Raw genomic sequence first — 23,344 nt, 5'->3', positions numbered from 1 at the left:
AATTCGCAATTATTTTGTACCTTTGCCGGGAAATCCCGGCTTAGGCAGACTGCGCCCCGGCAATGCCGAATAAATTTGTCATTGCGCCCGGCTTGTGTTACCTTTGCGGTGCCGTTTTAGGAAGTTAGTATTTCAAACACATATTATTAAACCATTACAACTATGCAGATTGTAGAGATTCATGCAAGGGAGATCCTCGACTCGCGAGGCAATCCGACCATTGAGGTCGAAGTACGGACCGTATCGGGCGCATTCGGCCGCGCTGCCGTTCCGAGCGGCGCATCGACGGGCGAGAACGAGGCTCTCGAGCTCCGTGACGGCGACAAGAGCCGTTATCTGGGCAAGGGCGTGCTGAACGCTGTGAAGAATGTCAACGAGGTGATCGCCCCGGCCGTCATCGGCATGAACGTTGCCGATCAGGTAGGCATTGACAAGGCCATGATCGCCCTCGACGGCACCCCCACCAAGTCGAAGCTGGGCGCCAACGCCATCCTCGGCGTGTCGCTGGCCGTAGCCCGCGCTGCCGCTGACTATTTCGGCATGCCCCTCTATCGTTATATCGGCGGTGCGAACGCCAAGACGCTGCCCGTTCCGATGATGAACATCATCAACGGCGGTTCGCACTCGGACGCCCCGATCGCATTTCAGGAGTTCATGATCCGTCCCGTAGGTGCCGTTTCGTTCAAGGAGGGTATCCGCATGGGCGCCGAGGTGTTCCACAACCTCAAGAAGGTGCTCCACAACCGCAACCTCTCGACGGCCGTAGGCGACGAGGGTGGTTTCGCTCCCGCGCTCAACGGCACGGAGGACGCCATCGAGTCGATCATCGAGGCTATCAAGATGGCGGGTTACAAGCCCGGCCGCAAGTGCGAGGGCGGCGACGTGTCGATCGGCATGGACTGCGCTTCGTCGGAGTTCTTCAAGGACGGCGTTTACGACTACACCAAGTTCGAGGGTGCCAAGGGCGCCAAGCGTTCGTCGAAGGAGCAGGTCGAGTACCTGAAGGGCCTCGTTGCCAAATATCCCATCGACTCGATCGAGGACGGTATGTCGGAGAACGACTGGGAAGGCTGGCAGATGCTGACCGCCGAACTGGGCGACAAGTGCCAGCTCGTGGGTGACGACCTGTTCGTTACGAACGTGGACTTCCTGAAGAAGGGCATCGAGATGGGCTGCGCCAACTCGATCCTCATCAAGGTAAACCAGATCGGTACGCTGACCGAGACGCTCGACGCTATCGAGATGGCTCACCGTGCAGGCTACACGTCGGTAACGTCGCACCGCTCGGGTGAGACCGAGGACTCGACGATCGCCGACATCGCCGTGGCTACGAACTCAGGCCAGATCAAGACCGGCTCGGCTTCGCGTTCGGACCGCATGGCCAAGTACAACCAGTTGCTCCGTATCGAGGAGGAGCTCGGCGACGAGGCTGTTTACGGCTACACGAAGGTATACCGCAAGTAATCTGCGGACCGGATACAAGAAACCCGGATGTCGACGAGACATCCGGGTTTTGTTTTTACTTCTCGGCCATCCGGTACGACAGCGCTCCCGAGGGGCATTTGTCGATTTGGGCGATGAGCTCGGCCGTCGAGGCGTTCTCCGGTTTTACCCAAGGCCGCTCTCTCGGATTGTAAACCTTGGGCAGCATCTTTACGCAGACGCCTGCGTGTGTACAAAGTTCCGGCTGCCAGACGATAACGATCTCGCCGTTGGTGTACTCCTTGATGGTGTTCTTTGGGTCCATGCTGCAAAAATTATTGGTTAACGGGTAAATTTGCATGTGGGACCGGATGAGCAATCATTGCCTTCTCTAAAGTCCGGTGTGTCAACAAAAAAGGTCTTCTTTCGAAGACCCTTTCAAGGGTGGAAGATGGGGCTCGAACCCACGACCTTCGGAACCACAATCCGACGCTCTAACCGACTGAGCTACATCCACCATGTCGATACGCACTCGTCGTATCGGGATGCAAATGTAATACGATTTTTCGGTCCGTGCAAAATTTTTGGCTTAAAAATCTTCGGGAAAATGTTCCGGGTGACAAAATGTCAGTCTCCACTGCTCGTTTGTCACACGAAACCTGCCAAAAAACGGTTGGCACATCTATTGATGGATCTGAGGTTGCGAAAGCGAATAAAACCAATATATCAGTACAACTAAAAAGTAAAAGCTATGAATGTAAAACCGTTATCAGACCGTGTGCTGGTTCTCCCGAATCCCGCGGAGGAGAAGACAGCCGGTGGATTGATCATCCCCGACACGGCAAAGGAAAAACCGCTGGCAGGTAAGGTCGTTGCAGTGGGCCCCGGCACCTCGGAGGTCAAGATGGAGGTCAAAGTGGGCGATCAGGTCCTCTACGGCAAGTATGCCGGTCAGGAGATTCAGATCGACGGCGTGGATTACCTCATCATGAAACAGAACGATATTTTGGCGATCATCTGACGATGATCACCGGCTATTCAGACCACGAATTTTTACATTTCCTCTAAATCTCCCTTTGTCAAAGGGAGACTTTAAGGAAAAGTTTACGAAAGGAATACATAAAAACTGAAAGTCATGGCAAAAGATATTAAATACAACGTAGAGGCGCGCGAGCTGCTCAAGGAGGGTGTCGACGCGCTGTCGAACGCCGTAAAGGTAACGTTGGGACCCAAAGGCCGCAACGTGATCATCGACAAGAAATTCGGCGCTCCGCAGATCACCAAGGACGGTGTGACCGTAGCCAAGGAGGTCGAGCTGGAGGACGCTTTCGCCAACATGGGCGCCCAGATGGTCCGGGAGGTCGCTTCGAAGACCAACGACGACGCGGGCGACGGTACGACGACCGCGACCGTGCTGGCGCAGTCGATCATCAGCGTGGGCCTGAAGAACGTGACGGCCGGCGCCAACCCGATGGACCTGAAACGCGGTATCGACAAGGCCGTTTCGAAGGTCGTGGAGTCGCTCCGCAAGCAGAGTCAGGAGGTCGGTTCGGATTTCGCCAAGATCGAGCAGGTGGCCACCATTTCGGCCAACAACGACCAGAATATCGGTAAGCTGATCGCCGAGGCGATGGCCAAGGTCAATAACGAGGGTGTCATCACCGTCGAGGAGGCCAAAGGTACCGAGACCCACGTCGAGGTGGTCGAGGGTATGCAGTTCGACCGCGGTTATATTTCGGCCTATTTCATCACCGACACCGAGAAAATGGAGGCTCAGCTCGAGAAACCCTACATCCTGATTACGGACAAGAAGATTTCGACGATGAAGGAGCTGATGGGCGTGCTGGAGCCGGTGGCCCAGAGCGGCCGTTCGCTGCTGATCATCGCCGAGGATGTCGACGGCGAGGCTCTTTCGGCGCTCGTGGTCAACAAACTCCGCGGTACGCTGAAGATTGCTGCCTGCAAGGCTCCGGGCTTCGGTGACCGTCGCAAGGAGATGCTGGAGGATATCGCCGTGCTGACGGGCGGAACCGTGATCTCGGCCGACAAGGGCATGAAGATCGAGGACGCTACGCTGGACATGCTGGGTACGGCCGACAAGGTGACGCTCAACAAGGAGAACACCACCATCGTCGACGGCGCCGGCAAGAAGGAGGAGATCGCTTCGCGCGTGGCACAGATCCGCGCCGGTATCGACAAGGCTACGTCGGACTACGACAAGGAGAAACTGCAGGAGCGTCTGGCCAAGCTGGCCGGCGGTGTTGCCGTACTCTACGTCGGAGCCGCTACCGAGGTCGAGATGAAGGAGAAGAAGGACCGCGTGGACGATGCGCTGGCCGCAACCCGCGCAGCCGTCGAGGAGGGTATCGTTCCGGGCGGCGGTGTGGCTTACATCCGTGCTACGGCGACTCTCGAAGGCATGAAGGGCGACAACGAGGATCAGACGACGGGTATCCAGATCGTGAAACGCGCCATCGAGGAGCCTCTGCGCCAGATCGTCGAGAACGCCGGCGGCGAAGGTTCGGTGGTCGTCAACAAGGTGAAGGAGGGCAAGGATGCCTTCGGTTACAACGCCCGCGACGACAAGTACGAGGACCTGCTGAAGGCCGGTATCATCGACCCGACGAAGGTGTCGCGCGTCGCATTGGAGAACGCCGCGTCGATCGCGTCGATGTTCCTCACCACCGAGTGTGTGCTGGCTGAGAAGAAGTCCGACGCTCCCGCCATGCCGGCAATGCCCGGAGGCGGCATGGGCGGCATGATGTAGACTTTCCTGTGATAGCGGCACACCTGCCGCACATCACTCAAATCCCCGGAGGGAACGTACTCAGTACGAACCGTCCGGGGATTTTTTGTATTGAGGCTTTGCCTGCCTGTAGGCTTCTGAAAGCCGGAGTATAAGCATCACCCCCCCCCTCGAAATTCCCATCAGAAAATAATATGGGCCGATTTGTTTTATTTTTGAGCGTAATTGCGAAATAATTCCTACCTTTATCCCGTCAACCCATCTCTGAATTCTCAATAGTATGAAAAAGCTCCTGCTTATTATGCTGGCTGCCTTGGCAGTTTCCTGCATAGACAAACCCGAGGGTGAATCCCCCGAACAACCTCCCATCGATGTCGATCTCGGCCATTTCCAGACGGCCGAGGCCTTTGAAGTCCCCGTGAAAGCCGGCAACATAACCCTTGTCAAGGCCGACGGCGTGACGCTTGCCGAGGCTGACAGCCCTATGACCATCTGGGTGCCCCGTATGGGTAAGACCCGCGCAGCGGAGGAGGGCTTGACCGTCGAGTTCGTGCCTTCGGACGAATACCCCTCTTTCGAAGGCAACAAGGCGCAGATGTTTCAGGTGATCTGTTTCGAGGACTCCTACAAGGGCGACTACGACTACAACGATCTGGTGATCCATGTGATGTACCTGCAGAAGAATAACATCTTCGGCTTCGCCGTACAGCCGATCGCCCTCGGTTCGTCGAAACCCATCAAACTGGGCTGCGTGGTCTATAAGGGTGACAAGCAGGTTTACAAAGAACTTATCACGCCCGAAGGCGTCGATTGCCGCACGCAGTACTTCAAGTCGATCGAGGGCTTTATCAACGTGAACAACCGCGATGAGGTCGATTTCGAGGAGCACCAGTACCTCGGCTCGACTATCCGTAACTGGGATGTTTCGAAGATCGCGGGCGACGGCATGATGCGTGTCGAGTGGTATATCGAAGTGGGAGGTGAGGAGATTTACGCGCTGTCGACCGCTTACCTCAACAAGTCGTTCGACAAAGCGGGTCTGCCTCTGGGGCTGGTCATCACCACGACAGGTACCGTGTTCATCGACAAGGACGGCGGCTACGAGTGCGGATTCGACTGGTTTAACTACCCCCACGAGTCCGTTCATATCAAAGATGTTTATCCCGAGCTGTGGAATTGGCTGACGACCGACAGCGCCTATACCTTCTCCGAGTTCTACAACGGATTCGAAGCGCCCAAGGGTGCTTACCTTGCCTGCTTCAACGGTCTTTACAAAGCCACGACCCTCGGGAGCGTGACCGACAAAAAGTACTGCCAGAACTGATAGCAGCCGTATTTGACACGCCCGGGTTCTGCTTCGGCAGGATCCGGGTTCGTTTTGTCGCTCCATGCCGCTTTTTTCGTACCTTTGCGCGCAAAACTTATGCGTTATGAAAAAGAAGGGTATTCTCTATGCGATATTGGCCTCGGTGTTGTGGGCTATCGTCAATCCGTTCATCAAACAGGGGCTCAGCTACGACTTTACGCCGATGAATTTCGCCGGACTGCGTTTCACCGTCGTCGGCATCGTACTCTTCGCCTACACATGGCACGGCGGTATGTGGCGCGAGATCGTGCGTCACAAGCGGCTGTTCGGCAACCTCATCCTGATTAACATGTTCTTGGGCTACACAGCCTTTTATTTCGGCGTGGACTTCGTCAGCGGGGCCATCAGCTCGATCGTCATGGGCCTTACGCCGTTGATTAACGTGCTGCTGGCGCATCTGCTGGCCAGCAACGACCGGCTGAACCGCTACAAGGTCGTGAGTCTCGTGGTTAGTCTCGCGGGACTGCTGCTGATCGTCGGCACGGGCAGCGACGGCTCGCCGCTCGACTGGCGCGGCATCGGGGGCATCGTGCTGCTGCTGGCGAGCATCGTCTTTCAGGGCTACTCCGCGATCTCGGTCTCGGAGGACAAGGGCAAGGTCGATCCGGTCTTCCTGAATGCCGTGCAGATGTTCTTCGGCGGTCTGCTGATCTACGGCGTGGGTGTCGCCACCGAAGGATTCGCACCGTTCTGGGCCAAGCCCGCGGGATTCTACGGGAGTCTCGGGGTGCTGGTCTTCATCTCGGTCTTCGCGTTCAGTTTCTGGTTCATGGCCCTGCGCACCGAGGGGACGAAGGTCAGCGACATCAATATGTGCCGTCTGATTAACCCCGTGCTGGGAGCTGTCCTGAGCTGGATCATGCTGCCCGGCGAATATCCCCATTTCAGCACTGTCGCGGGTATGGCGGTTATCGTCAGTTCGCTCGTCATCTACTTCAAGGGCGAGCAAATCGTCCGACGATGGCAGCGGCATTGACGTAAAGCGGACCGTCCCCCGAAAGGAACGGTCCGCTTTTTTAATTCTCCGGAAAACGCTATTTTTTTTCGCAGCATTTGCAGTTCAAGACTTTCCACACGCCGGCGGACAGGGCTGCGCCGACGAACGGGGCCACGATGAACAGCCACAGTTGGCTGAGGGCCGCGCCCCCTGCGAAGATCGCGGGGCCGAAACTGCGGGCCGGGTTCACGGAGGTTCCCGTGATCGGGATGCAGACGATGTGTACCAGCACCAGCGTCAGGCCGATGGCCAGTCCGGCCAGATTGCCCGCGCCCTTCTCGCTGTCGGTCGCACCGAGCACCACGAGCACGAAGATGAACGTGAACACCACTTCGGCAATCAGCGCCTGTACCATTTCGCCGTCGCCGAAGCCGTTGGCGCCCGTTGCGGTGGTCGCGCCGTAAGCGCCCGTCGAGGTCAGCAGCCAGATGATCGCCGAGCCGATCAGCGCGCCGGCGAACTGTCCGGCCATGTAGCCTGCGGCATCCTTGCCGCTCATGCGCTTCGAGAGCCACACGCCGAGCGTGATGGCCGGGTTGATGTGGCAGCCCGAAATACCGCCGATGCAGTAAGCCATCGCCACGACGGACAGACCGAATGCGAAAGCTACCGCCAGAATTTCGGCCGGTGCGTCACAGCCCAGAAATACGGCGCTTCCGCAGCCCATCAGGACGAGAACCATGGTTCCCACCATTTCTGCAAAATATTTCTTCATGATCGTTTAGTTTAGGGGACCGAAGTCCTGTTTGCGGAACAAATATAACAAAAACGGCCGTAATACTGAATGAAAACAGATGCAAAAATGCGCGGTTTTGGTGCAATGGGCGGAAAAACGGCTTGTAAATCAGTTTCGGGAGTCTACGGCATCCACTCCAGAATGCCCTCGACGGGGTTGGCCGCGCGCCATGCCTCGAACTCGGCGTAAGTGCGCACACCGTCGCCCAGCACCGCCCGATAGTATTCGATGCCCATGATCTTCACCTCGTCGGGCGTGTCGTATTTGATCTGCAGGACGGCGCGCCGCGTCTCGTCGGTCAGCACGGCGCTGATCCGGTCGGCCACCCGTTCGAAATAACCGTCGTAAGCCGAGCCGCGGGGCATGTGAATCATGTCGATCTGCCAGAGTCGGTCGTCGGCATCGGCATACCATGCGTGCCATTCGAGGCACTGGTCCTGCGCGTCGAGCAGGTTGCCGTATTCGATGCGGCGGATGCGGGGATTCCGGGCGATCCGGGTCATGGCCGCAAAGCTGTCGGCGATGCTCAGGGGCGAGGAGTAGATGTGGAAATCGATGTCGCGGTGCTTCATCAGCAGTCCCGTGCGGAGCGAACCCACGAGGTTCGGCTCGGCGCCCACCGAGCGCCATGCCTCCTCCAGCCGGGAGTCGCGGATGACCTCGCGGGCGCGCTGCTGGTTTGCGGCCGCGATTTCGAAAATGTTCTTCATAGTGCGTTTTTTAGGGGTTATCGTGGCGGGCGGAGCGATTTCGGGTCGTTCCGTCTTGTGTAAAATCGGACGTATGCGGTTATTTGCCCAGCAGGATGCGGGCCTGTGCCACGGCGGCGTCGGTGATCCGGGAGCCGGAGAGCATCTTGGCGATTTCGGTCACGCGCTCCTCGTCGCCGAGGCGGGTGATGTCCGTGCGTCCGTCGCGCTTGTAGACCACGAAATGCGCCGAGCCCTTCGAAGCGACCTGCGGCAGGTGGGTGATGTCCACCACCTGCATCGAGGCCGCGAGCGATTCGATGATCTCGCCCATGGCGTCGGCGATGCGGCCCGAGACGCCCGTGTCGATTTCGTCGAAGATGATCGTCGGCAGTTGCATCCGCTCGGCCAGCAGGGCTTTCAGGGCCAGCATCACGCGCGAAAGCTCACCGCCCGAGGCGATGCGCTCGACGGGCTGGGGCGTCATGTTCCGGTTGGCGGTGAAGAGGAACTGTACGCTGTCGCACCCCGTGCGGCACGGTTCGGCCAGCGGCGTCAGTGCGATGCGGAAGAGGGTGTCGGGCATGCCCAGTTTCGTGAGGGTTGCAAGGATGTGCTTCTCGAATCCCGCGGCGGCTTTTTCACGCGCTTTGTGCAGGCGGTCGGCCAGTGCGGTGACCTTTCCGGCGGCTTCGGCGAGGGCGGCTTCCGCTTCGGCGATCTCCTCGCCGCTGTGGACAATGGCTGCCAGTTGCGCCGCGCAGCGGTCGCGCACGGCGATCAGTTCCGCTTCGTCCCCGGCGTGGTGTTTCTGCTGGAGGGCGATCAGCGCGTCGAGACGGGCCGAGAGTTTCGCCAGCCGCTCCGGATCGGCATCCAGCCGTTCGCACGCGGCGGCGGCCGAGCCGTTGATGTCTTTCAGCTCTTCGAGCACCGACCGCAGGCGGTCGGCATATTCCCCGGCAGCGGGGTAGTGGCTGCGGATATGGTTGAGTTCGTTCTCCGAGTTCTTGAGTTGTGCCAATACCCCCGTTTCGTCGGTGTCAAAGGCATTGCGCAGGGTGGTCAGCACCTCGCCGATGCGGTCGGCATTTTCGAGTACGGTCAGCTCCTCCTCCAACTCGGCCTGTTCGCCCGGGCGCAGGTTGGCGGCCGTCAGCTCCTCGGTCTGGAACCGGAGCCACTCCTCGTCGCGGCGCCCTTTTTCGGCGGCTTCGCGCAGGGCGGTCAACCGGCGCCGCAGTTCGCTCATCCGGGTGTACTGCGCCGTGTATTGGGCCAGCAGTTCCCGGTTCGCGGCCACGGTGTCGAGCGCCGAGGTGCGGAACTCCTCCGACGAGAGGATCAGGTTCTGGTGCTGGGAGTGAATGTCGATCAGGCGTGTCCCCAGTTCGCGCAGTTGCGCCAGTTGCACCGGGACATCGTTGATGAAAGCGCGGCTTTTGCCCGCCGGGGTGATGATGCGCGTGAGGGTCGTTTCGGGGGCGTAGTCGAGGTCGTTCTCGTCGAAGAACGGCTCCATGTCGCGCCCCGTCAGGTCGAAAACCCCTTCGACCGAGCAGTTGCGCGCCGAGTCCTTCATCGCCGAACCGTCGTTCTTGGCCCCCAGCAGCAGTCCGAGGGCTCCGAGCAGGATGGATTTTCCGGCTCCCGTCTCACCCGTGATGATGTTCAGGTGAGGGTCCAGCTCCATTTCGAGCTTGTCGATAAGCGCGTAATTTTCGACCGACAGACGGCGTAGCATGACGGGGTTATTTTATTATTGTTTCGATTTTGTCGGCAATGCGTGCGGCGACTTCGTGCTTGGGCATCAGGGGCAGCTCTTCGCGGCCTGCGCGGTCGATGAAAGTTACCTTGTTGGTGTCGCCGCGGAATCCGGCCCCGGCGTCGCGCAGCGAGTTGAGCACGATGAAGTCGAAATTCTTCTTCGTGAGCTTGGCCTCGGCATGCGCCTCCTCGTCGTGGGTCTCCAAGGCGAATCCCACCAGCAGGCGGCTGCCTTTGTGCGCCCCCAGTTCGGCGGCGATGTCGCGCGTGCGGCGCAGGGTGATGCACATATCGCCGTCGCATTTCTTGATCTTGGTCTCCGAAACGCTGTCGGGGGTGTAGTCGGCAACGGCGGCGCACATGACAGCCCCGTCGGCCCCTTCGAAAGCCCGGACCGCGGCGTCGTACATCTCGGCGGCCGAGAGCACGTCCACGCGCCCGACGCCCGCGGGTGTCGGCAGCGAGGTGCGGCCTGTGACGAGCGTCACCTCGGCGCCTCGGGAGGCCAGCTCCCCGGCAATGGCATAGCCCATCTTGCCCGAGGAGTGGTTCGAGATGAACCGCACGGGGTCGATGGCTTCGATCGTGGCTCCTGCCGTGACGATCAGCCGTTTACCTTGCAGACTCTTTTTTTTTTCGCGGAGAAGTTCGCCGACGAATGCGGCGATCCGGTCGGGTTCGGCCATGCGGCCCTTGCCCGTCAGCCCGCTGGCCAGTTCGCCTTCGCCGGGCTCGACGATGCGGACGCCGCGCTGGGCGAGTGTCCGGAGATTTTGCTGCGTGGCTTCGTGGGCATACATGTCCAGATCCATAGCGGGAGCCACGGCGACCGGGCAGCGCGCCGAAAGATAGGTCGTCAGCAGCAGGTTGTCGGCGATGCCGCCGGCCATCTTGGCCAGCGTGTTGGCCGTGGCGGGAGCGATCAGGTAGCAGTCCGCCCATTCGCCCAGCGACACATGGGAGTTCCACGCGCCGTTTTCCGGGTCGAAAAATTCGACGAGGATGGGGTTTTTCGAGAGTGTGGCCATCGTCAGCGGCGTGATGAACTGCTTGGCCAAGGGGGTCATCACCACGCGCACATCGGCGCCTGCCGTCTTCAATAAACGACAAAGCACGGCAGCCTTGTAGGCCGCTATGCTACCCGTGATGCCCAGCAGTATGTGTTTCCCCGCCAGCGGGGAATTCGCAACGCCTTCGGATGCCATCGTCCTGCGGATTAGATCACCTTCATCTCGCCGTCCTTGCCCTCCTTGAAGACCAGTTCGTGGTCGATGAACTCCTCGGTGGCGATGATCACCGGCTTGGGCAGGCGCTCGTAGTAACGCGAGATCTCGATCTGCTCGCGGTTCTCGAAGGTCTCCTCCATGGTGTCGGTGGGCGACGAGAAATCGGCGAGCTTGCGGTTGAGCTCGGTCTTGAGTTCGGTTGCGATCTGGTTGGCACGGCGGGCGATGATGTTTACGCTCTCGTAGATGTTGCCCGTTTCCGAGTCCAGATCCACCAGCTTGCGCGTGATGGTGTTGTTGGGAATGTTCTTCTTGATTTCCATTCTTATATGTTGTTGTCTTTGTTATTGCGGTCGAGGTAGTCGCGGGCGTTCTTGGCCATGCGGTCTATCTCCTTGATGTGCGACGATTCGGGGAACTCCTCCTTGAACGAGAGGTAGGAGTCCAACATCGTCAGGTAGCGGTCGGTCTGCTTGTCGCGGACCGAGTTGCTGGCGAAGCGGTAGCTGGCGTCGACGATCAGATACATGATCTCCTCGCGGTGCTTGCTCTCGGGGTATTGCTTCAGGGCGTTCTTCAGCGCCACGATGGCCGATTTGTAGCGCCCGATCTTATAATAAGTGTAGGCGTTGATGTAGGCTTTGTCGTGCAGCCGCTCGGTGAGTTCGGCGTTGATCTTCTTGAAATCCTCGACGCGGTCGCTGTTCGGATAGCGCGACATGAACTCGTTGATGGCGATCAGCGCATGGCCCGTCATCGTCTGGTCGCGCGAAGGTCCCGGCGAGAGGTAGTAGAAGCAGAGCGCGTACATGCCTTCGGCATCCTCGATGAACGCGCTGCGGCCGAACTTGCGGCGGAAGTCGTCCAGCAGGGTCGACGCCGTGTCGTAGTCGCGGTTCTTGAACTTGCAGCGGGCGTTGAAGAACGAGATGCTGTCTTCGGTCGGGGTGCCGGCATAGTAGTACTGGGCCCCTTCGAAGAGGGTCGAGGCGCGCTGCCACTTCTCCTTCTGGTAGTACTCCATCGCCTTGCTGTAAATCAGTTCGGGCTTTCCGCTTTTCAGCAGGGCGTTCATACCAGAACACCCTCCGAGGATGATCGCGGCCGCCAGTCCGCAAAGGGCGTATAAAAAAGTCTGCTTCATTTATGAATTTATTACGGCGCTTTATCGCGCAAAGTTACGCATAAATTAACGATTTGCAAAAAAAATTATTGCTCGCAGGTGCTGAGAAGTCGAAAGGTTTGTCGTTTTTTGGGGCGTAAATGGTAAAGCCCCCGCCGAGGCGGGGGCTTGGGGTGGGTCAGACCTGCATACACGGCGGTACGCCGTGGGAGCGACGGTCGGATTTACCGGAGGGTGCGATGGCATACTGACTTTGCTGGATAGACAGGTTTCTTTTTTTGGCATCGTCAGAAAAAGAAACCGACGGACCCGCCGTAGACGATGTCATGGGGTACTTTGACACGGCGCGAGACGCCGTCCGACGTGAAATCGTGCCATACCCGCGAGCGGGGGTAACCCGAGATGCGGAAGTCGATGAAGAATTTGCGGACGTTGAAGCCAAGGCCGCCCATGATCCCGACGTCGCCGTTGTTGAAGCCGATCCGGAGCAGTTGCGGGGAACTGCTGTGCTCGGAGTCCGTGACGCGGAACAGTGCGCCGCCGAACAGACGCAGCACCCCGAACTGAAATCCCAACTGGACGGGGATTTCGAACCGTTCGGTGCGCAGCGTCAGGCGGCGGCTCCCGGCGTTCCCGGCATTTTTGGCCCGCACGGAGTAGTTGACGAAGGCGTAATCCAGCTCCGATTGCAGGTGGAGGTGCTTCGAGAGGTTGAGCCGCAGGACGAAGCCCACGTCGTAACCTGCCCGCGGAGAGCCCGGTGTGAAGCGGATGTCGCCGATGTGTGTCGGGACGAACGAGTAGTCGGCGAAGTTGACTCCGCCGCGCACGCCGACCATCAGGCGTTGGGCAGAGGCCGCGCCCGAAACGAGGAGCGCGGCGAGGAGGGTGAAGACAAGGTGTTTCATGGCTCGTATATGCTTTAGGACGGGATCACATCAGGGGTGACACGAGCCGGAGCACGTCGCCCAGCGTCCGGCGCCACAGCGGGGGCCGCCACTCCCGGCGCGTGATGCGCCGGCAGGAGGCGAGGTCGTTGTCGAAGGTCGCGGCCAGCTCTCGGACCACCTCCCGGCCGCGGATGAAGGCCGTGACCTCGAGGTTGTCCGTCAGGCTGCGGTAGTCCATGTTCGCGGTGCCCACCGAGGCCAGCGCTTCGTCGACGATCACCAGTTTGGCGTGCAGGAATCCGTTGTCGTAGCGGTAGAGTTCGACCCCGGCGTCGAGCAGGTCCCCGACGTAGGAGTCGGACACGAGGTCCGAGAACGGGGAGTCGCTGCACGTCGGGATCATCACTTCGACCCGGATGCCGCTCCGGGCTGCCAGCCGCAGGGCGTCGAGGATCATCACCGGGGGCAGGAAGTAGGGCGAACAGATGCGCACCCGTTCCCGGGCCCGGACGATGGCCGCCGCGAACGCCTCGGCAATGGTCAGCCGCGAAGGGCCCTCTTCGGACCACGCCAGTTGGATCGGCAGCCGTTGCCGGATGCGGTGAGGGGCGATGTATCCGCGCGGGTCGAGACACTCCCGGGTGGCCCGCGCCCAGTCGGCGATGAAGAGTCGCTGCAGGTCCGCGACGGCGTCGCCCTCGATGCGAAGGTGCTCGTCGCGCCACTTGCCCATGTAATCTCCGTCGAGGTAGTATTTCGCAATATTTATGCCACCCAGATAGGCGGTTTTTCCGTCCGTAACGACGATCTTGCGGTGGTTGCGGCGTGCGGTGCGCGTGGTGAACCACGGGAAGCGGACCGGCTCGAAAGCCGCGGTGCGAATCCCTGCTTCGTGCATGCGCCGCAGCGTCGCGCGGCTCAGCCGCCACGAGCCCACGGCGTCGTAGATGACCCGTACCTCCAGCCCGGCACGGGCCTTGCGAATCAGTATCTCGGCGATGGTGCGGCCGATGCGGTCGTCGCGGATGATGTAGTACTCCATGTGGATCGAGCGGGTGGCGTGCTGCAGGGCGGCGATGAGCGACGCGAAGGCATTGTTGCCGTTGTGCAGCAGTTCGACGCGGTTGTGCCGCGTGGTGGCTGTTCCGCATCCCCGGGCGACGATCTGCTCCACGGCATCGCCTCTGTAAGCGGAACCTTCGGACGGAGGTATCGGGCGGCGGTATCCGGCCAGTATATATAACAGGGTGCCGGCCACGGGAAGCAGGAAAACCAAGGCCAGCCAGACGGCCGCCGAGGCGGGTATTCGCTGCCGGCGCGTGATGACCAGCCCCGCGCCGAGCGTCCATAACAGATGGATGGTGAGGAGGGTATACATAACCCCGTTTGCGGGCACGATCCATGCCACGGAGCGCGAAAAAGATTTGGAAATATGGAATTTACTTTCTATCTTTGTCTGAGTAATGCAACGGGGTTCTGACCTTTACGGGTCAGGATTCTTTATTTTTTATGTTTTTTAGGTATGGCAAAAGAGATTATTTATCTGACAGCGGAGGGTTACAAAAAACTCAAGGATGAGCTCGACCAATTGCGTTCCGTCGAGCGTCCGGCGATTTCGGCGGCGATCGCCGAAGCGCGTGACAAGGGTGACCTTTCGGAGAACGCCGAGTATGACGCTGCCCGCGAGGCGCAGGGTCTGCTGGAGATGCGTATCGCCAAGCTGGAGGATACGATCGCCAATGCGCGCGTGATCGACGAGACGAAGATCGACAAGAGCAAAGTGCAGATACTGAGTAAGGTGACGCTCCTGAACCACAACACCCACAAGGAGATGACCTACACGATCGTCGCCGAGCACGAGGCCAATCTGCGCGAAGGCAAGCTGGCCATCGGCACGCCGATCGCCAAGGCGCTGCTGGGCCGCAAGAAGGGCGACCGCGTGGATGTGGACGTGCCTGCGGGTACGATTCATTTCGAGATCCTCGACATCAGCATCTGAGGCGCCCGGCTTCCGGGGGCGCACCGTCCGTCTCCCGCAGCGGGTTGTCGGACAGACATACAACCTACTAACATTTAGGTATTTTTGCAGGGGCCGCTTGTCGCGGCCCTTTTTTATTGTACCTTTGTCTCCGATGAAGATGCGCCTTAAATTCGGACAATGCTGTGCGGCTTTCCTGCTCGCGGTCCTGCTCGCGGCCTACGCGGGGCAGAAGGTGCATATCTATAACGAGGATCCGGCCCACTTCGCGGCGTTCAGCGGCGACCTGATGCCCGACAACGGCGCCGACGAGCAGGTGGTCGAGTTCTGCGTCGTCGACGATTTCCACTTTTTCCCCTACCTGCTCGAAATCCCCTACGCACATCAGTTCTATGCCGAGGTGCTCGCCGTGCTGCTGCCCGAGGCCACGCGCTGCAAATGTGCGTCCGAATTTTCGCTCTTTTCCCTGCGGGCGCCTCCTGCGGCGTAGTTCCGTTACGCCTCTTTTCTGATTTGTCCGGAGTCTTCCGGGCCCCATTCTTAATTCGATTTTACCATGAAACAATATGTTTTGTCGGCACTCGTCGTGTGCCTGCACATTGCCGGCATGCTGGGCGCCGAGGCGCCGCGCAAAAGCACCGATGCCAACCTTTTCGGCCATGTGGTGGACCGTGAAACCCACGAACACATTCCCTATGCTTCGGTGGCCGTAGTCGGTACGGCCTTCGGTACGACGACCGACGCTTCGGGACATTATTTCCTGAAAAACCTGCCCGAAGGGGAGCTGACGCTCGAGGTCCGCGCCTTGGGCTATGCCTCGAAACGGATGTCCGTCACGCTGAAGCGCGGCGAGACGCTGGAACTGAATTTCGAAGTGGCGCAGAACGGCATCTCGATGGACGAGGTGGTCGTCTCGGCGAGCCGTTCGGCGACGCTGCGGCGCGAAGCCCCGGCGCTGGTGAGTGTGTTCGACGCCAAGTTGTTCGAACGGGCCAATGCCGCCTGTCTGGCGCAGGGCCTTTCGTTTCAGCCCGGCGTGCGCGTCGAGGACGACTGCCAGAACTGCGGCTTCATGCAGGTGCGCATCAACGGCCTCGACGGCCACTATTCGCAGATACTGGTCGATTCTCACCCGGTTTTTTCGGCCCTGACGGGCGTTTACGGACTGGAGCAGATTCCGGCCAACATGATCGAGCGGGTCGAGGTGCTGCGCGGCGGCGGCTCGGCGCTCTTCGGGTCGTCGGCCATCGGCGGCACGATCAACATTATTACCAAGGAGCCGACGCGCAGTTCTGCCCAGTTGTCGCACACGCTGACCTCGCTCGGAGGCAGCAATTCCTATGACAACTCGACGATGCTCAACGCCTCGATCGTCTCCGAAAGCGGTCGCGCGGGCATCAGCGTCTTCGGCCAGAGCCGCCACCGTTCGGGTTATGATCACGACGGCGACGGCTTCACCGAACTGCCCGTCATCAACAGCCAGTCGGTCGGCATGCGCTCCTATTTCCGCACGGGGGCCTATTCGCGCATCACGGCGCAGTACCACCACATCGACGAATACCGCCGGGGCGGTGACCAGTTGAACCGGCCTCCCCACGAGGTCTTCGTCGCCGAACAGACCGACCATGCGATCGACGGCGGAAGCCTCTCGTTCGACCTCTCGTCGGCCGACCGCAGCAACCGTTTCAATGCCTATGCTTCGTTCCAGAACACCGCGCGCAAGAGCTACTACGGCGGTAAACAGGACCTCGACGCTTACGGCACGACGCACGACCTGACCGCGGCGGCCGGCGTGCAGTATGTTCATGCCTTCCGCAAGTTGCTGTTTATGCCTTCGGAGCTGACGCTGGGCGCCGAATACAGTTTCGACGAACTCGAGGACCGCTCGATCGGCTACGACATCGACACCGATCAGACGGTGCATATCGTGGGCGGTTACCTGCAGAACGAGTGGAAAACCAAGAAGTGGTCGCTGCTCGTCGGCGGACGTCTCGACAAGCATAACTTGGTGGATCATGTGATCTTCAGCCCCCGGGCCAACATCCGCTTCAACCCCTTGGAGTCGGTGAACCTGCGGGTGAGCTATGCCGGGGGCTACCGCGCCCCGCAGGCTTTCGACGAGGACATGCACATCGCCATCGTGGGCGGCGAGCGGGTCCGCATCCGCCTCGCGGACGATCTGAAAGAGGAGCGTTCCCACAGCGTGAGCCTCTCGGCCGACCTCTACCACACTTTCGGAAGCGTGCAGACCAACCTGCTCGTCGAGGGTTTCTATACCAAGCTGGAAGACGTGTTCGCCCTGCGGGATATCGAGGATACGGCCGACGGCGGCAAGATCAAGGAACGCTACAACGGTTCGGGCGCCACGGTGCGCGGACTGAACGTCGAGGGGCGGGCGGCCTTCACCCGCTGGTTCGAACTGCAGGCGGGGATGACGTGGCAGCGGAGCCGTTACTCCGAACCCGAACAGTGGAGCGAGGATGCCGAGGTGCCTCCCGTGACCCGGATGTTCCGGACCCCCGACCTTTACGGTTATTTCACGGCGTCGCTCAAACCGCTGCGCAACTTCACGGCCGATGTGACCGGCACCTGCACGGGCGAGATGCTCGTGCAGCACATGGCCGGGTCGGGCGTGGATCAGGACGTGGCGGTCACCACGCCGACGTTCTGCGACGTCAACCTGCGTCTGGCCTACGACCTGCGCATTTACAAGGAGATTACCCTCCAGCTTTACGGCGGCGTACAGAACCTCTTCAACGCCTACCAGAAGGATTTCGACAAGGGTGCCGAGCGCGACTCGGGCTATGTCTACGGTCCCTCGATGCCCCGGAGCTGGTTCGTCGGTGCGAAGATCAGCTTCTGACACCTCGCTTTCGGATACGAAAAAACCGCTCCCATCCGGGAGCGGTTTTTTATCGGGTTCCGGGCCGCGGCAAACGCCGGCCCGTGTCTTCTCTTCGGCGGATTAGAGCGCCTTGATCTCGTGGAGGACGTTGTTCGTCTTGCGAACGGCGTCGGCCGAAGCGGCGAATTTCTCGGCCTCCTCTTTCGTGAGGTCGATCTTCACGATCTTCTCGATGCCCTTGCGGCCGATGATCGCGGGAACGCCGATGCAGATGTCCTTCTGGCCGTACTCGCCGTCGAGGTAGCAGCAGCAGGGAACCATCTTCTTCTGGTCGTTGAGGATAGCCTCGACCATCATCGCTGCTGCGGCTCCCGGAGCATACCAAGCCGACGTGCCGATGAGTTTGGTCAGCGTGGCGCCGCCGACCATCGTGTTGGCGACAGCCTCCTCGAGCTTCTTCTTCGATGCGAACTGCGAAACGGGAACGCCGTTCACGGTAGCCTTCGATACGAGCGGAATCATCGTCGTGTCGCCGTGGCCGCCGATGACCATGCCGTCGACGTTGTTGATGTTGGCGCCGGTAGCCTTGGCCAGATAACACTTGAAGCGCGACGAGTCCAGTGCGCCGCCCATGCCGATGATGCGGTTCTTCGGGAGTCCCGAAGCCTTCAGGGCCAGATAGGTCAGCGTGTCCATCGGGTTGGCTACCACGATGATGATGGCGCGGGGCGAGTACTTGGTGACGTTTTCGATCACACCCTTCATGATGCCGGCGTTGGTGCCGATCAGCTCCTCGCGGGTCATGCCCGGCTTGCGGGGAATGCCCGAGGTGATGACTACGACGTCCGAGTTGGCGGTCATCTTATAGTCGTTGGTCGCACCGACGAGCTTCGTGTCGAAATCCATCAGCGTCGAGCACTGGTACATGTCCAGCATCTTGCCCTCCGAGAGACCCTCCTTGATGTCGATGAGGACCACTTCGCTCGCCACTTCGCGGCAAGCCATTACGTTTGCACAGGTTGCGCCCACGGCGCCTGCACCTACGACAGTAACTTTAGACATAACGTTTGTTTTTATAGGTATGTTGTACGTTTTTGTTCCTTAATCCCGCTGTCCGAACTCCTTGTCGCCGCCTTTGGCGTCGTTTACAAGTCTGACCCCACCCTAAACCCCTCCCTCGGGAGGGGCTTATCGCATGCGACCGAAAATTCGGGCACAATGTCATTCGAATAGCGGGGACTTTATCTTCCTAAAGCCCGCTTCTTAAGCGGGTTAGCCGATCAGCTTTTCGTAATCGGCGGCGCTGAGCAAGGCGTCGTATTCGGCCGGATCGGACATCTTGACCTTGACGAGCCAGCCTTCGCCGTAAGCGTCCTTGTTGACGATGGCGGGGTCGGCGTCTACGGCGTCGTTGAACTCCACGATCTCACCGCCCACCGGAAGGAAAGCGTCGCTCACGGTCTTCACGGCCTCGATCGTGCCGAATACCTCGCCTGCGGCGAGCGTCTCGCCGACGGTCGGAACATCGACGAATACGATGTCTCCCAGTTGGCTCTGTGCGAAATCGGTAATGCCGATAACGGCCGTGTCGCCCTCGATGCGGCACCACTCGTGGTCGCTGGAGTATTTCAGATTTGCAGGTACGTTCATGTTATCCTTAATATTTGATTTGAAATTGGCTGTTTTACGATGCAAATATAACTGTTATTTCTGTAACAGCAAGATTTTTCAGGCTTATTTTAATACGAATTCCACCTCTTTGAACAGGTATTCCCGGAGCGAGCCGTCGCTGTGGCGCAGAAGCAGTTCGCCCGAGGGCCGGACGCCCTCGATTGCGGCCTCGAACGGTGTGCCGTCGGGGTAGCGGAAAGTGCGGCGCTCGTCCAGCCCGTACATGCGTTCGCGGTAGTCGCGCTGCAAGGCTTCGGCATCGCCCCGCTCGAGCTGTGTGTAGCGGGCTTCGAGCCGTTCGCGGAAGGTTTCGAGCACCTCGCTGCGGTCGAACGTACGGCCCGCGGCGACGGCCATCGACACGGGATTCGGAAGCGCCGGGTCGAACTCCGTCTGGTTGACGTTGATGCCGATCCCGACGACCGTGCGGGCGAGCGTCGGTCCCGAGTAACTGTGTTCGATCAGGATGCCGACGAGTTTCCGGTTTCCGGCATAGATGTCGTTGGTCCATTTGATGCGGGTTTCGATGCCTACCTGCGCGAAGGTGTCCGTGAGCGCCAGCGCCACGGCTTCCGACAGCAGGAACTGCTCCCCGACGGGCAGGAACCGGGGTTCGAGTACCAGTGAAAAGGTGAGGTTCTGCCCCTCGGGGCTCGTCCACGAGTGCCCCCGCTGGCCGCGCCCGGCGGTCTGCCGTTCGGCCCAGACGATGTCGCCGTGGCGGTATTTCGCGTCGCGGGCGTCGTCGTTGGTGGAGGTCGTCTCTTCGATGCGGTAGATCATGCCTATACCGAAACCCCGAAGTCGCGCAGGGCGTTGTTGAGCGACGTTTTCTTGTCGGTGGACTCCTTGCGCTGGCCGATGATCAGCGCGCAGGTGACGCTGTATTCGCCCGCCGGGAACTGCTTGCGGTAGCTGCCCGGGACGACCACCGAGCGGGGCGGCACATAACCCTTATAGGTGACGGGCTCGGGTCCCGTGACGTCGATGATGTGCGTCGAGCCGGTGATGACGGTGTTCGAACCCAGCACCGCCTCGCGGCAGATGTGCGCCCCCTCGACCACGATGCAGCGCGAGCCGATGAAGCAGTTGTCCTCGATGATGACCGGTGCGGCCTGCACGGGCTCCAGTACGCCGCCGATGCCCACGCCGCCCGAGAGGTGGACGTGGCGTCCGATCTGGGCGCACGAGCCGACCGTGGCCCATGTGTCGACCATCGTGCCGGTGTCGACATAGGCGCCGATGTTCACATAGGAGGGCATCAGGATGGCTCCCGGGGCGATGTAGGCGCCGTAACGGGCCACGGCGTGGGGTACGACGCGCACGCCCAGCTCTTCGTAGCCGTGTTTGAGCTCCATCTTGTCGTACCACTCCAGTTCGCCGGCCTCCATCTTGCGCATGGGCTGGATCGGGAAGTAGAGGATCACGGCCTTCTTGACCCATTCGTTGACTTTCCATTCGCTTTTGGCCGGGTCGACGGGTTCCGCCGTGCGCAGTTGTCCCTTGTCCACCAGTTCCACGACCTGCCGCACGGCCTGCTGCGTGGCGGGGTTCTGAAGCAGTGCGCGGTCTTCCCATGCCTGCTCGATTATCGTTTTGAGTTCGTTGTACATAGTCTGTTGTTTTCGATAGGCAAAATTACTGAAAATATCGAATTTTTCATAACTTTGTCCCGATCATTACCCAAACGGTTCAATTATGAAGTATTTTTCCTACAAAGTCGCCGTCCTGCTCGGTGCAGCGGCGGTGGCGGCAAGTTGCAGCAACATGAAACAGATCAAACACCTGCCTTACCCCGAGACCGAGCGCGGCGACGTGGTGGACAACTATTTCGGTACCGAAGTTCCCGATCCCTACCGCTGGCTCGAGGACGACAATTCCGAGGCGACGGCCGTATGGGTCGCCGCCGAGAACGCCGTGACTCAGGACTATCTCTCGCAAATCCCGTTCCGCGGGGCGATCCGCGAGCGGCTGACCGAGTTGTGGAACTACCCCAAGGAGGGCGCTCCCGCGAAGCACGGCGACTGGTGGTACTATACTTATAACGACGGTTTGCAGAATCAGGCGGTGATCTGGCGCACGAAGGAGCCGGGCACCCCGGGCGAGGTGTTCCTTGATCCCAATACGCTCTCCGACGACGGGACGGTGGCGCTGGCCGCCATGTCGTTCTCGAAGGACGGCCGCTGGTTCGCCTATTCGGCTGCCGCGTCGGGTTCCGACTGGGTGGAGATCCGTGTGATGGACACCGCCGATAAGTCGCTGGCGGCGGATCGGATCAACTGGGTGAAGTTCTCGGGCGCACGGTGGGCTCCCGATTCCAAGGGATTCTACTACAGCGCCTACGACGCTCCGAAAAAGAGCGCCTACTCGTCCAAGAACGAGTTCCAGAAAGTTTACTACCACAGGTTGGGCACGCCCCAGTCGGCCGACAAACTCGTCTACGAGGACAAGGCGCACCCGCTGCGTTATTTCTCGGCCGTGCCTTCCGAGGACGGCAAGTGGCTCTTCATCGTGGGTTCGGAGGGTACGTCGGGCACCGAAATACTCTATAAGAAAGTTTCGGAGCCGAAATTCCGCACCCTGCTTCCGGGCTTCGACGCGGACTACATGCCCGTCGACTGCAAGGACGACCAGCTCTACTATGTGACCAACGAAAATGCGTCGAACTGCGCCCTGATGAAGATCGACCTGAACCGTCCGGCTCAGATCGCGACAGTGATTCCCGAGGATGAAAAGAACCTGTTGGAAGGTGTCGGCTCGGCCGGCGGCTACCTGTTCGCTTCCTATCTCGAGGATGCGCAGAGCCGGATTCGCCAGTACGACTACGACGGCAAGCTGGTGCGTGTGGTCGAACTGCCCGCCATCGGTACGGTCGGCGGCTTCGACCGCGAGAAGGAGGATGCGGAGCTTTACTATACGCTGACCAACTACACCTCGCCCGCGACCGTCTACAAATACGACATCGCCTCGGGAACATCGACGCTCTACAAGGCTCCGGAGGTGAAATTCGACCCCGCGCAGTTCACGACCGAGCAGGTGTTCTTCACCTCGAAGGACGGTACCAAGGTCCCGATGTTCATCACCTACCGCAAGGGCTTGAAACGCGACGGCAAGAACCCCTGCATGCTTTACGCCTACGGCGGTTTCCAGATCAACCTCACCCCCGGATTCACCCCGACGACGATCCTCTTCGTCGAGCAGGGCGGCATCTACTGCGAGGCCAACCTGCGCGGCGGTTCGGAGTACGGCGAGGCGTGGCACAAGGCCGGCATGCTCGAAAACAAGCAGAACGTCTTCGACGACTTCATCGCCGCGGCCGAATACCTCGTGGCCGAGAAATACACCTCGCCGGACAAACTGGCCATTCGCGGCGGTTCGAACGGCGGCCTGCTGGTCGGCGCCTGCGAGGTGCAGCGCCCGGACCTCTATGCCGTCTGTTTCCCGGCCGTCGGCGTGATGGACATGCTGCGCTACCACAAGTTCACCATCGGCTGGGGCTGGGCCGTGGAGTACGGCTCGTCGGACAACGAGGAGCAGTTCTCCTATATTTACAAGTATTCCCCGCTGCATAATATCAAGGAGGGCGTGAAATACCCCGCGACGCTGGTGGCCACCGCCGACCACGACGACCGTGTCGTTCCGGCCCACTCGTTCAAGTTCGCGGCTGCGATGCAGCACGCTCAGGCGGGTGACGCCCCGATCCTGATCCGCATCGAGTCGAAAGCGGGCCACGGCGCCGGCAAACCCACCTCGAAGCGCATCGACGAAGCGACGGATCAGTACGCATTCCTGTTCCAGAATATCGGGGTGGCGTATAAGGCGGTGAAAAAATAGGATTTCAGACACTATCCGCCCGTATTCCGGCTGAAATTCCGGTTGCGTCGCGAC

Annotated in this window: 22 protein-coding genes and 1 tRNA gene; 9 read left to right on the top strand and 14 right to left on the bottom strand. The window is 60.0% G+C overall.

What is annotated here, in order from left to right:
* Positions 1-162 precede the first annotated feature (162 nt).
* Complete coding sequence (gene eno / locus BN5935_RS02195; protein WP_064974648.1) at positions 163-1,464, top strand: phosphopyruvate hydratase; 1,302 nt, start codon at positions 163-165, stop codon at positions 1,462-1,464.
* A 55-nt stretch (positions 1,465-1,519) separates the two neighbouring features.
* Here the strand turns inward: eno and BN5935_RS02190 are convergent, their stop codons facing one another.
* Together BN5935_RS02190 and BN5935_RS02185 are read right to left on the bottom strand one after the other, a co-directional pair.
* Positions 1,520-1,747 carry a (4Fe-4S)-binding protein gene (locus BN5935_RS02190; RefSeq protein WP_064974647.1) on the bottom strand — a complete coding sequence of 76 codons (228 nt, stop codon included), beginning with the start codon at positions 1,745-1,747 and terminating at the stop codon, positions 1,520-1,522.
* Positions 1,748-1,864: 117 nt separating this feature from the next.
* Positions 1,865-1,940 (bottom strand) — tRNA-His (locus BN5935_RS02185).
* 233 nt (positions 1,941-2,173) lie between these two features.
* Between BN5935_RS02185 and BN5935_RS02180 the strand changes: the two genes are divergently transcribed.
* The 4 genes from BN5935_RS02180 (at position 2,174) to BN5935_RS02165 (ending at position 6,510) form a co-directional block, all read left to right on the top strand.
* On the top strand, positions 2,174-2,443 hold the full coding sequence (locus BN5935_RS02180; RefSeq protein ID WP_064974646.1) for a co-chaperone GroES: 270 nt from the start codon (positions 2,174-2,176) through the stop codon (positions 2,441-2,443).
* 114 nt (positions 2,444-2,557) lie between these two features.
* Complete coding sequence (groL, locus tag BN5935_RS02175) at positions 2,558-4,189, top strand: chaperonin GroEL (RefSeq protein ID WP_064974645.1); 1,632 nt, start codon at positions 2,558-2,560, stop codon at positions 4,187-4,189.
* A gap of 259 nt (positions 4,190-4,448) precedes the next feature.
* Positions 4,449-5,492, top strand: a complete 1,044-nt coding sequence (locus tag BN5935_RS02170; RefSeq protein WP_235820981.1) for a hypothetical protein — start codon at positions 4,449-4,451, stop codon at positions 5,490-5,492.
* A gap of 106 nt (positions 5,493-5,598) precedes the next feature.
* On the top strand, positions 5,599-6,510 hold the full coding sequence (locus BN5935_RS02165) for a DMT family transporter (RefSeq protein ID WP_064974643.1): 912 nt from the start codon (positions 5,599-5,601) through the stop codon (positions 6,508-6,510).
* A 58-nt stretch (positions 6,511-6,568) separates the two neighbouring features.
* On the opposite strand, the gene BN5935_RS02160 is transcribed toward BN5935_RS02165, so the two are convergent.
* The 8 genes from BN5935_RS02160 to cls all read right to left on the bottom strand — a co-directional run bounded on the left by BN5935_RS02160 (position 6,569) and on the right by cls (position 14,340).
* Positions 6,569-7,246 carry an MIP family channel protein gene (locus BN5935_RS02160; RefSeq protein WP_064974642.1) on the bottom strand — a complete coding sequence of 226 codons (678 nt, stop codon included), beginning with the start codon at positions 7,244-7,246 and terminating at the stop codon, positions 6,569-6,571.
* 143 nt (positions 7,247-7,389) lie between these two features.
* On the bottom strand, positions 7,390-7,977 hold the full coding sequence (locus tag BN5935_RS02155) for a hypothetical protein (RefSeq protein ID WP_064974641.1): 588 nt from the start codon (positions 7,975-7,977) through the stop codon (positions 7,390-7,392).
* A gap of 79 nt (positions 7,978-8,056) precedes the next feature.
* The gene (gene recN / locus BN5935_RS02150; RefSeq protein ID WP_064974640.1) at positions 8,057-9,700 is read right to left on the bottom strand and encodes a DNA repair protein RecN; all 1,644 of its coding nucleotides are present in this window, start codon (positions 9,698-9,700) and stop codon (positions 8,057-8,059) included.
* A 7-nt stretch (positions 9,701-9,707) separates the two neighbouring features.
* Positions 9,708-10,928 carry a bifunctional phosphopantothenoylcysteine decarboxylase/phosphopantothenate--cysteine ligase CoaBC gene (gene coaBC, locus BN5935_RS02145; protein ID WP_064974639.1) on the bottom strand — a complete coding sequence of 407 codons (1,221 nt, stop codon included), beginning with the start codon at positions 10,926-10,928 and terminating at the stop codon, positions 9,708-9,710.
* A gap of 11 nt (positions 10,929-10,939) precedes the next feature.
* The gene (locus BN5935_RS02140; RefSeq protein ID WP_019151437.1) at positions 10,940-11,272 is read right to left on the bottom strand and encodes a DNA-directed RNA polymerase subunit omega; all 333 of its coding nucleotides are present in this window, start codon (positions 11,270-11,272) and stop codon (positions 10,940-10,942) included.
* Between the two features lie 2 nt (positions 11,273-11,274).
* Positions 11,275-12,093: an outer membrane protein assembly factor BamD gene (locus tag BN5935_RS02135; RefSeq protein WP_064974638.1), complete on the bottom strand. Its 819-nt coding sequence runs from the start codon at positions 12,091-12,093 to the stop codon at positions 11,275-11,277.
* A 266-nt stretch (positions 12,094-12,359) separates the two neighbouring features.
* Entirely contained in the window at positions 12,360-12,980 is a 621-nt protein-coding gene (locus BN5935_RS02130; protein WP_064974637.1) for a porin family protein, read from the bottom strand.
* A 25-nt stretch (positions 12,981-13,005) separates the two neighbouring features.
* Complete coding sequence (gene cls / locus BN5935_RS02125; RefSeq protein ID WP_064974636.1) at positions 13,006-14,340, bottom strand: cardiolipin synthase; 1,335 nt, start codon at positions 14,338-14,340, stop codon at positions 13,006-13,008.
* A gap of 144 nt (positions 14,341-14,484) precedes the next feature.
* Between cls and greA the strand changes: the two genes are divergently transcribed.
* The 3 genes from greA (at position 14,485) to BN5935_RS02110 (ending at position 17,803) form a co-directional block, all read left to right on the top strand.
* Positions 14,485-14,961 carry a transcription elongation factor GreA gene (gene greA, locus BN5935_RS02120; protein WP_064974635.1) on the top strand — a complete coding sequence of 159 codons (477 nt, stop codon included), beginning with the start codon at positions 14,485-14,487 and terminating at the stop codon, positions 14,959-14,961.
* A gap of 133 nt (positions 14,962-15,094) precedes the next feature.
* Positions 15,095-15,430, top strand: coding sequence for a hypothetical protein (locus BN5935_RS02115; RefSeq protein ID WP_204244879.1), 336 nt, complete (start codon positions 15,095-15,097; stop codon positions 15,428-15,430).
* 66 nt (positions 15,431-15,496) lie between these two features.
* Positions 15,497-17,803: a TonB-dependent receptor gene (locus BN5935_RS02110; protein ID WP_064974634.1), complete on the top strand. Its 2,307-nt coding sequence runs from the start codon at positions 15,497-15,499 to the stop codon at positions 17,801-17,803.
* Between the two features lie 102 nt (positions 17,804-17,905).
* Here the strand turns inward: BN5935_RS02110 and mdh are convergent, their stop codons facing one another.
* From mdh to BN5935_RS02090, 4 genes are all read right to left on the bottom strand, one after another.
* Positions 17,906-18,847 carry a malate dehydrogenase gene (gene mdh / locus BN5935_RS02105; protein WP_064974633.1) on the bottom strand — a complete coding sequence of 314 codons (942 nt, stop codon included), beginning with the start codon at positions 18,845-18,847 and terminating at the stop codon, positions 17,906-17,908.
* A 210-nt stretch (positions 18,848-19,057) separates the two neighbouring features.
* Complete coding sequence (gcvH, locus tag BN5935_RS02100) at positions 19,058-19,435, bottom strand: glycine cleavage system protein GcvH (RefSeq protein ID WP_064974632.1); 378 nt, start codon at positions 19,433-19,435, stop codon at positions 19,058-19,060.
* An 84-nt stretch (positions 19,436-19,519) separates the two neighbouring features.
* A complete protein-coding gene (locus BN5935_RS02095; protein WP_064974631.1) occupies positions 19,520-20,239 on the bottom strand; it encodes a biotin--[acetyl-CoA-carboxylase] ligase in 720 nt (239 codons plus the stop codon).
* Between the two features lie 2 nt (positions 20,240-20,241).
* On the bottom strand, positions 20,242-21,069 hold the full coding sequence (locus BN5935_RS02090; protein ID WP_064974630.1) for a 2,3,4,5-tetrahydropyridine-2,6-dicarboxylate N-succinyltransferase: 828 nt from the start codon (positions 21,067-21,069) through the stop codon (positions 20,242-20,244).
* A gap of 85 nt (positions 21,070-21,154) precedes the next feature.
* Between BN5935_RS02090 and BN5935_RS02085 the strand changes: the two genes are divergently transcribed.
* Complete coding sequence (locus BN5935_RS02085) at positions 21,155-23,290, top strand: prolyl oligopeptidase family serine peptidase (protein WP_064974629.1); 2,136 nt, start codon at positions 21,155-21,157, stop codon at positions 23,288-23,290.
* Positions 23,291-23,344 lie beyond the last annotated feature (54 nt).

Source organism: Alistipes provencensis, assembly GCF_900083545.1.
Classification (GTDB): domain Bacteria; phylum Bacteroidota; class Bacteroidia; order Bacteroidales; family Rikenellaceae; genus Alistipes; species Alistipes provencensis.
The sequence above is the reverse complement of the archived record's forward strand: the minus strand, read 5'-3'. Positions and strand labels throughout refer to the sequence as shown.

Excerpts from the sequence above, each read along its gene's own strand:
- eno (WP_064974648.1), top strand. The coding sequence starts at position 163 with ATGCAGATTGTAGAGATTCATGCAAGGGAGATCCTCGACTCGCGAGGC.
- BN5935_RS02190 (WP_064974647.1), bottom strand. The coding sequence starts at position 1,747 with ATGGACCCAAAGAACACCATCAAGGAGTACACCAACGGCGAGATCGTT.
- BN5935_RS02180 (WP_064974646.1), top strand. The coding sequence starts at position 2,174 with ATGAATGTAAAACCGTTATCAGACCGTGTGCTGGTTCTCCCGAATCCC.
- groL (WP_064974645.1), top strand. The coding sequence starts at position 2,558 with ATGGCAAAAGATATTAAATACAACGTAGAGGCGCGCGAGCTGCTCAAG.
- BN5935_RS02170 (WP_235820981.1), top strand. The coding sequence starts at position 4,449 with ATGAAAAAGCTCCTGCTTATTATGCTGGCTGCCTTGGCAGTTTCCTGC.
- BN5935_RS02165 (WP_064974643.1), top strand. The coding sequence starts at position 5,599 with ATGAAAAAGAAGGGTATTCTCTATGCGATATTGGCCTCGGTGTTGTGG.
- BN5935_RS02160 (WP_064974642.1), bottom strand. The coding sequence starts at position 7,246 with ATGAAGAAATATTTTGCAGAAATGGTGGGAACCATGGTTCTCGTCCTG.
- BN5935_RS02155 (WP_064974641.1), bottom strand. The coding sequence starts at position 7,977 with ATGAAGAACATTTTCGAAATCGCGGCCGCAAACCAGCAGCGCGCCCGC.
- recN (WP_064974640.1), bottom strand. The coding sequence starts at position 9,700 with ATGCTACGCCGTCTGTCGGTCGAAAATTACGCGCTTATCGACAAGCTC.
- coaBC (WP_064974639.1), bottom strand. The coding sequence starts at position 10,928 with ATGGCATCCGAAGGCGTTGCGAATTCCCCGCTGGCGGGGAAACACATA.
- BN5935_RS02140 (WP_019151437.1), bottom strand. The coding sequence starts at position 11,272 with ATGGAAATCAAGAAGAACATTCCCAACAACACCATCACGCGCAAGCTG.
- BN5935_RS02135 (WP_064974638.1), bottom strand. The coding sequence starts at position 12,093 with ATGAAGCAGACTTTTTTATACGCCCTTTGCGGACTGGCGGCCGCGATC.
- BN5935_RS02130 (WP_064974637.1), bottom strand. The coding sequence starts at position 12,980 with ATGAAACACCTTGTCTTCACCCTCCTCGCCGCGCTCCTCGTTTCGGGC.
- cls (WP_064974636.1), bottom strand. The coding sequence starts at position 14,340 with ATGTATACCCTCCTCACCATCCATCTGTTATGGACGCTCGGCGCGGGG.
- greA (WP_064974635.1), top strand. The coding sequence starts at position 14,485 with ATGGCAAAAGAGATTATTTATCTGACAGCGGAGGGTTACAAAAAACTC.
- BN5935_RS02115 (WP_204244879.1), top strand. The coding sequence starts at position 15,095 with ATGAAGATGCGCCTTAAATTCGGACAATGCTGTGCGGCTTTCCTGCTC.
- BN5935_RS02110 (WP_064974634.1), top strand. The coding sequence starts at position 15,497 with ATGAAACAATATGTTTTGTCGGCACTCGTCGTGTGCCTGCACATTGCC.
- mdh (WP_064974633.1), bottom strand. The coding sequence starts at position 18,847 with ATGTCTAAAGTTACTGTCGTAGGTGCAGGCGCCGTGGGCGCAACCTGT.
- gcvH (WP_064974632.1), bottom strand. The coding sequence starts at position 19,435 with ATGAACGTACCTGCAAATCTGAAATACTCCAGCGACCACGAGTGGTGC.
- BN5935_RS02095 (WP_064974631.1), bottom strand. The coding sequence starts at position 20,239 with ATGATCTACCGCATCGAAGAGACGACCTCCACCAACGACGACGCCCGC.
- BN5935_RS02090 (WP_064974630.1), bottom strand. The coding sequence starts at position 21,069 with ATGTACAACGAACTCAAAACGATAATCGAGCAGGCATGGGAAGACCGC.
- BN5935_RS02085 (WP_064974629.1), top strand. The coding sequence starts at position 21,155 with ATGAAGTATTTTTCCTACAAAGTCGCCGTCCTGCTCGGTGCAGCGGCG.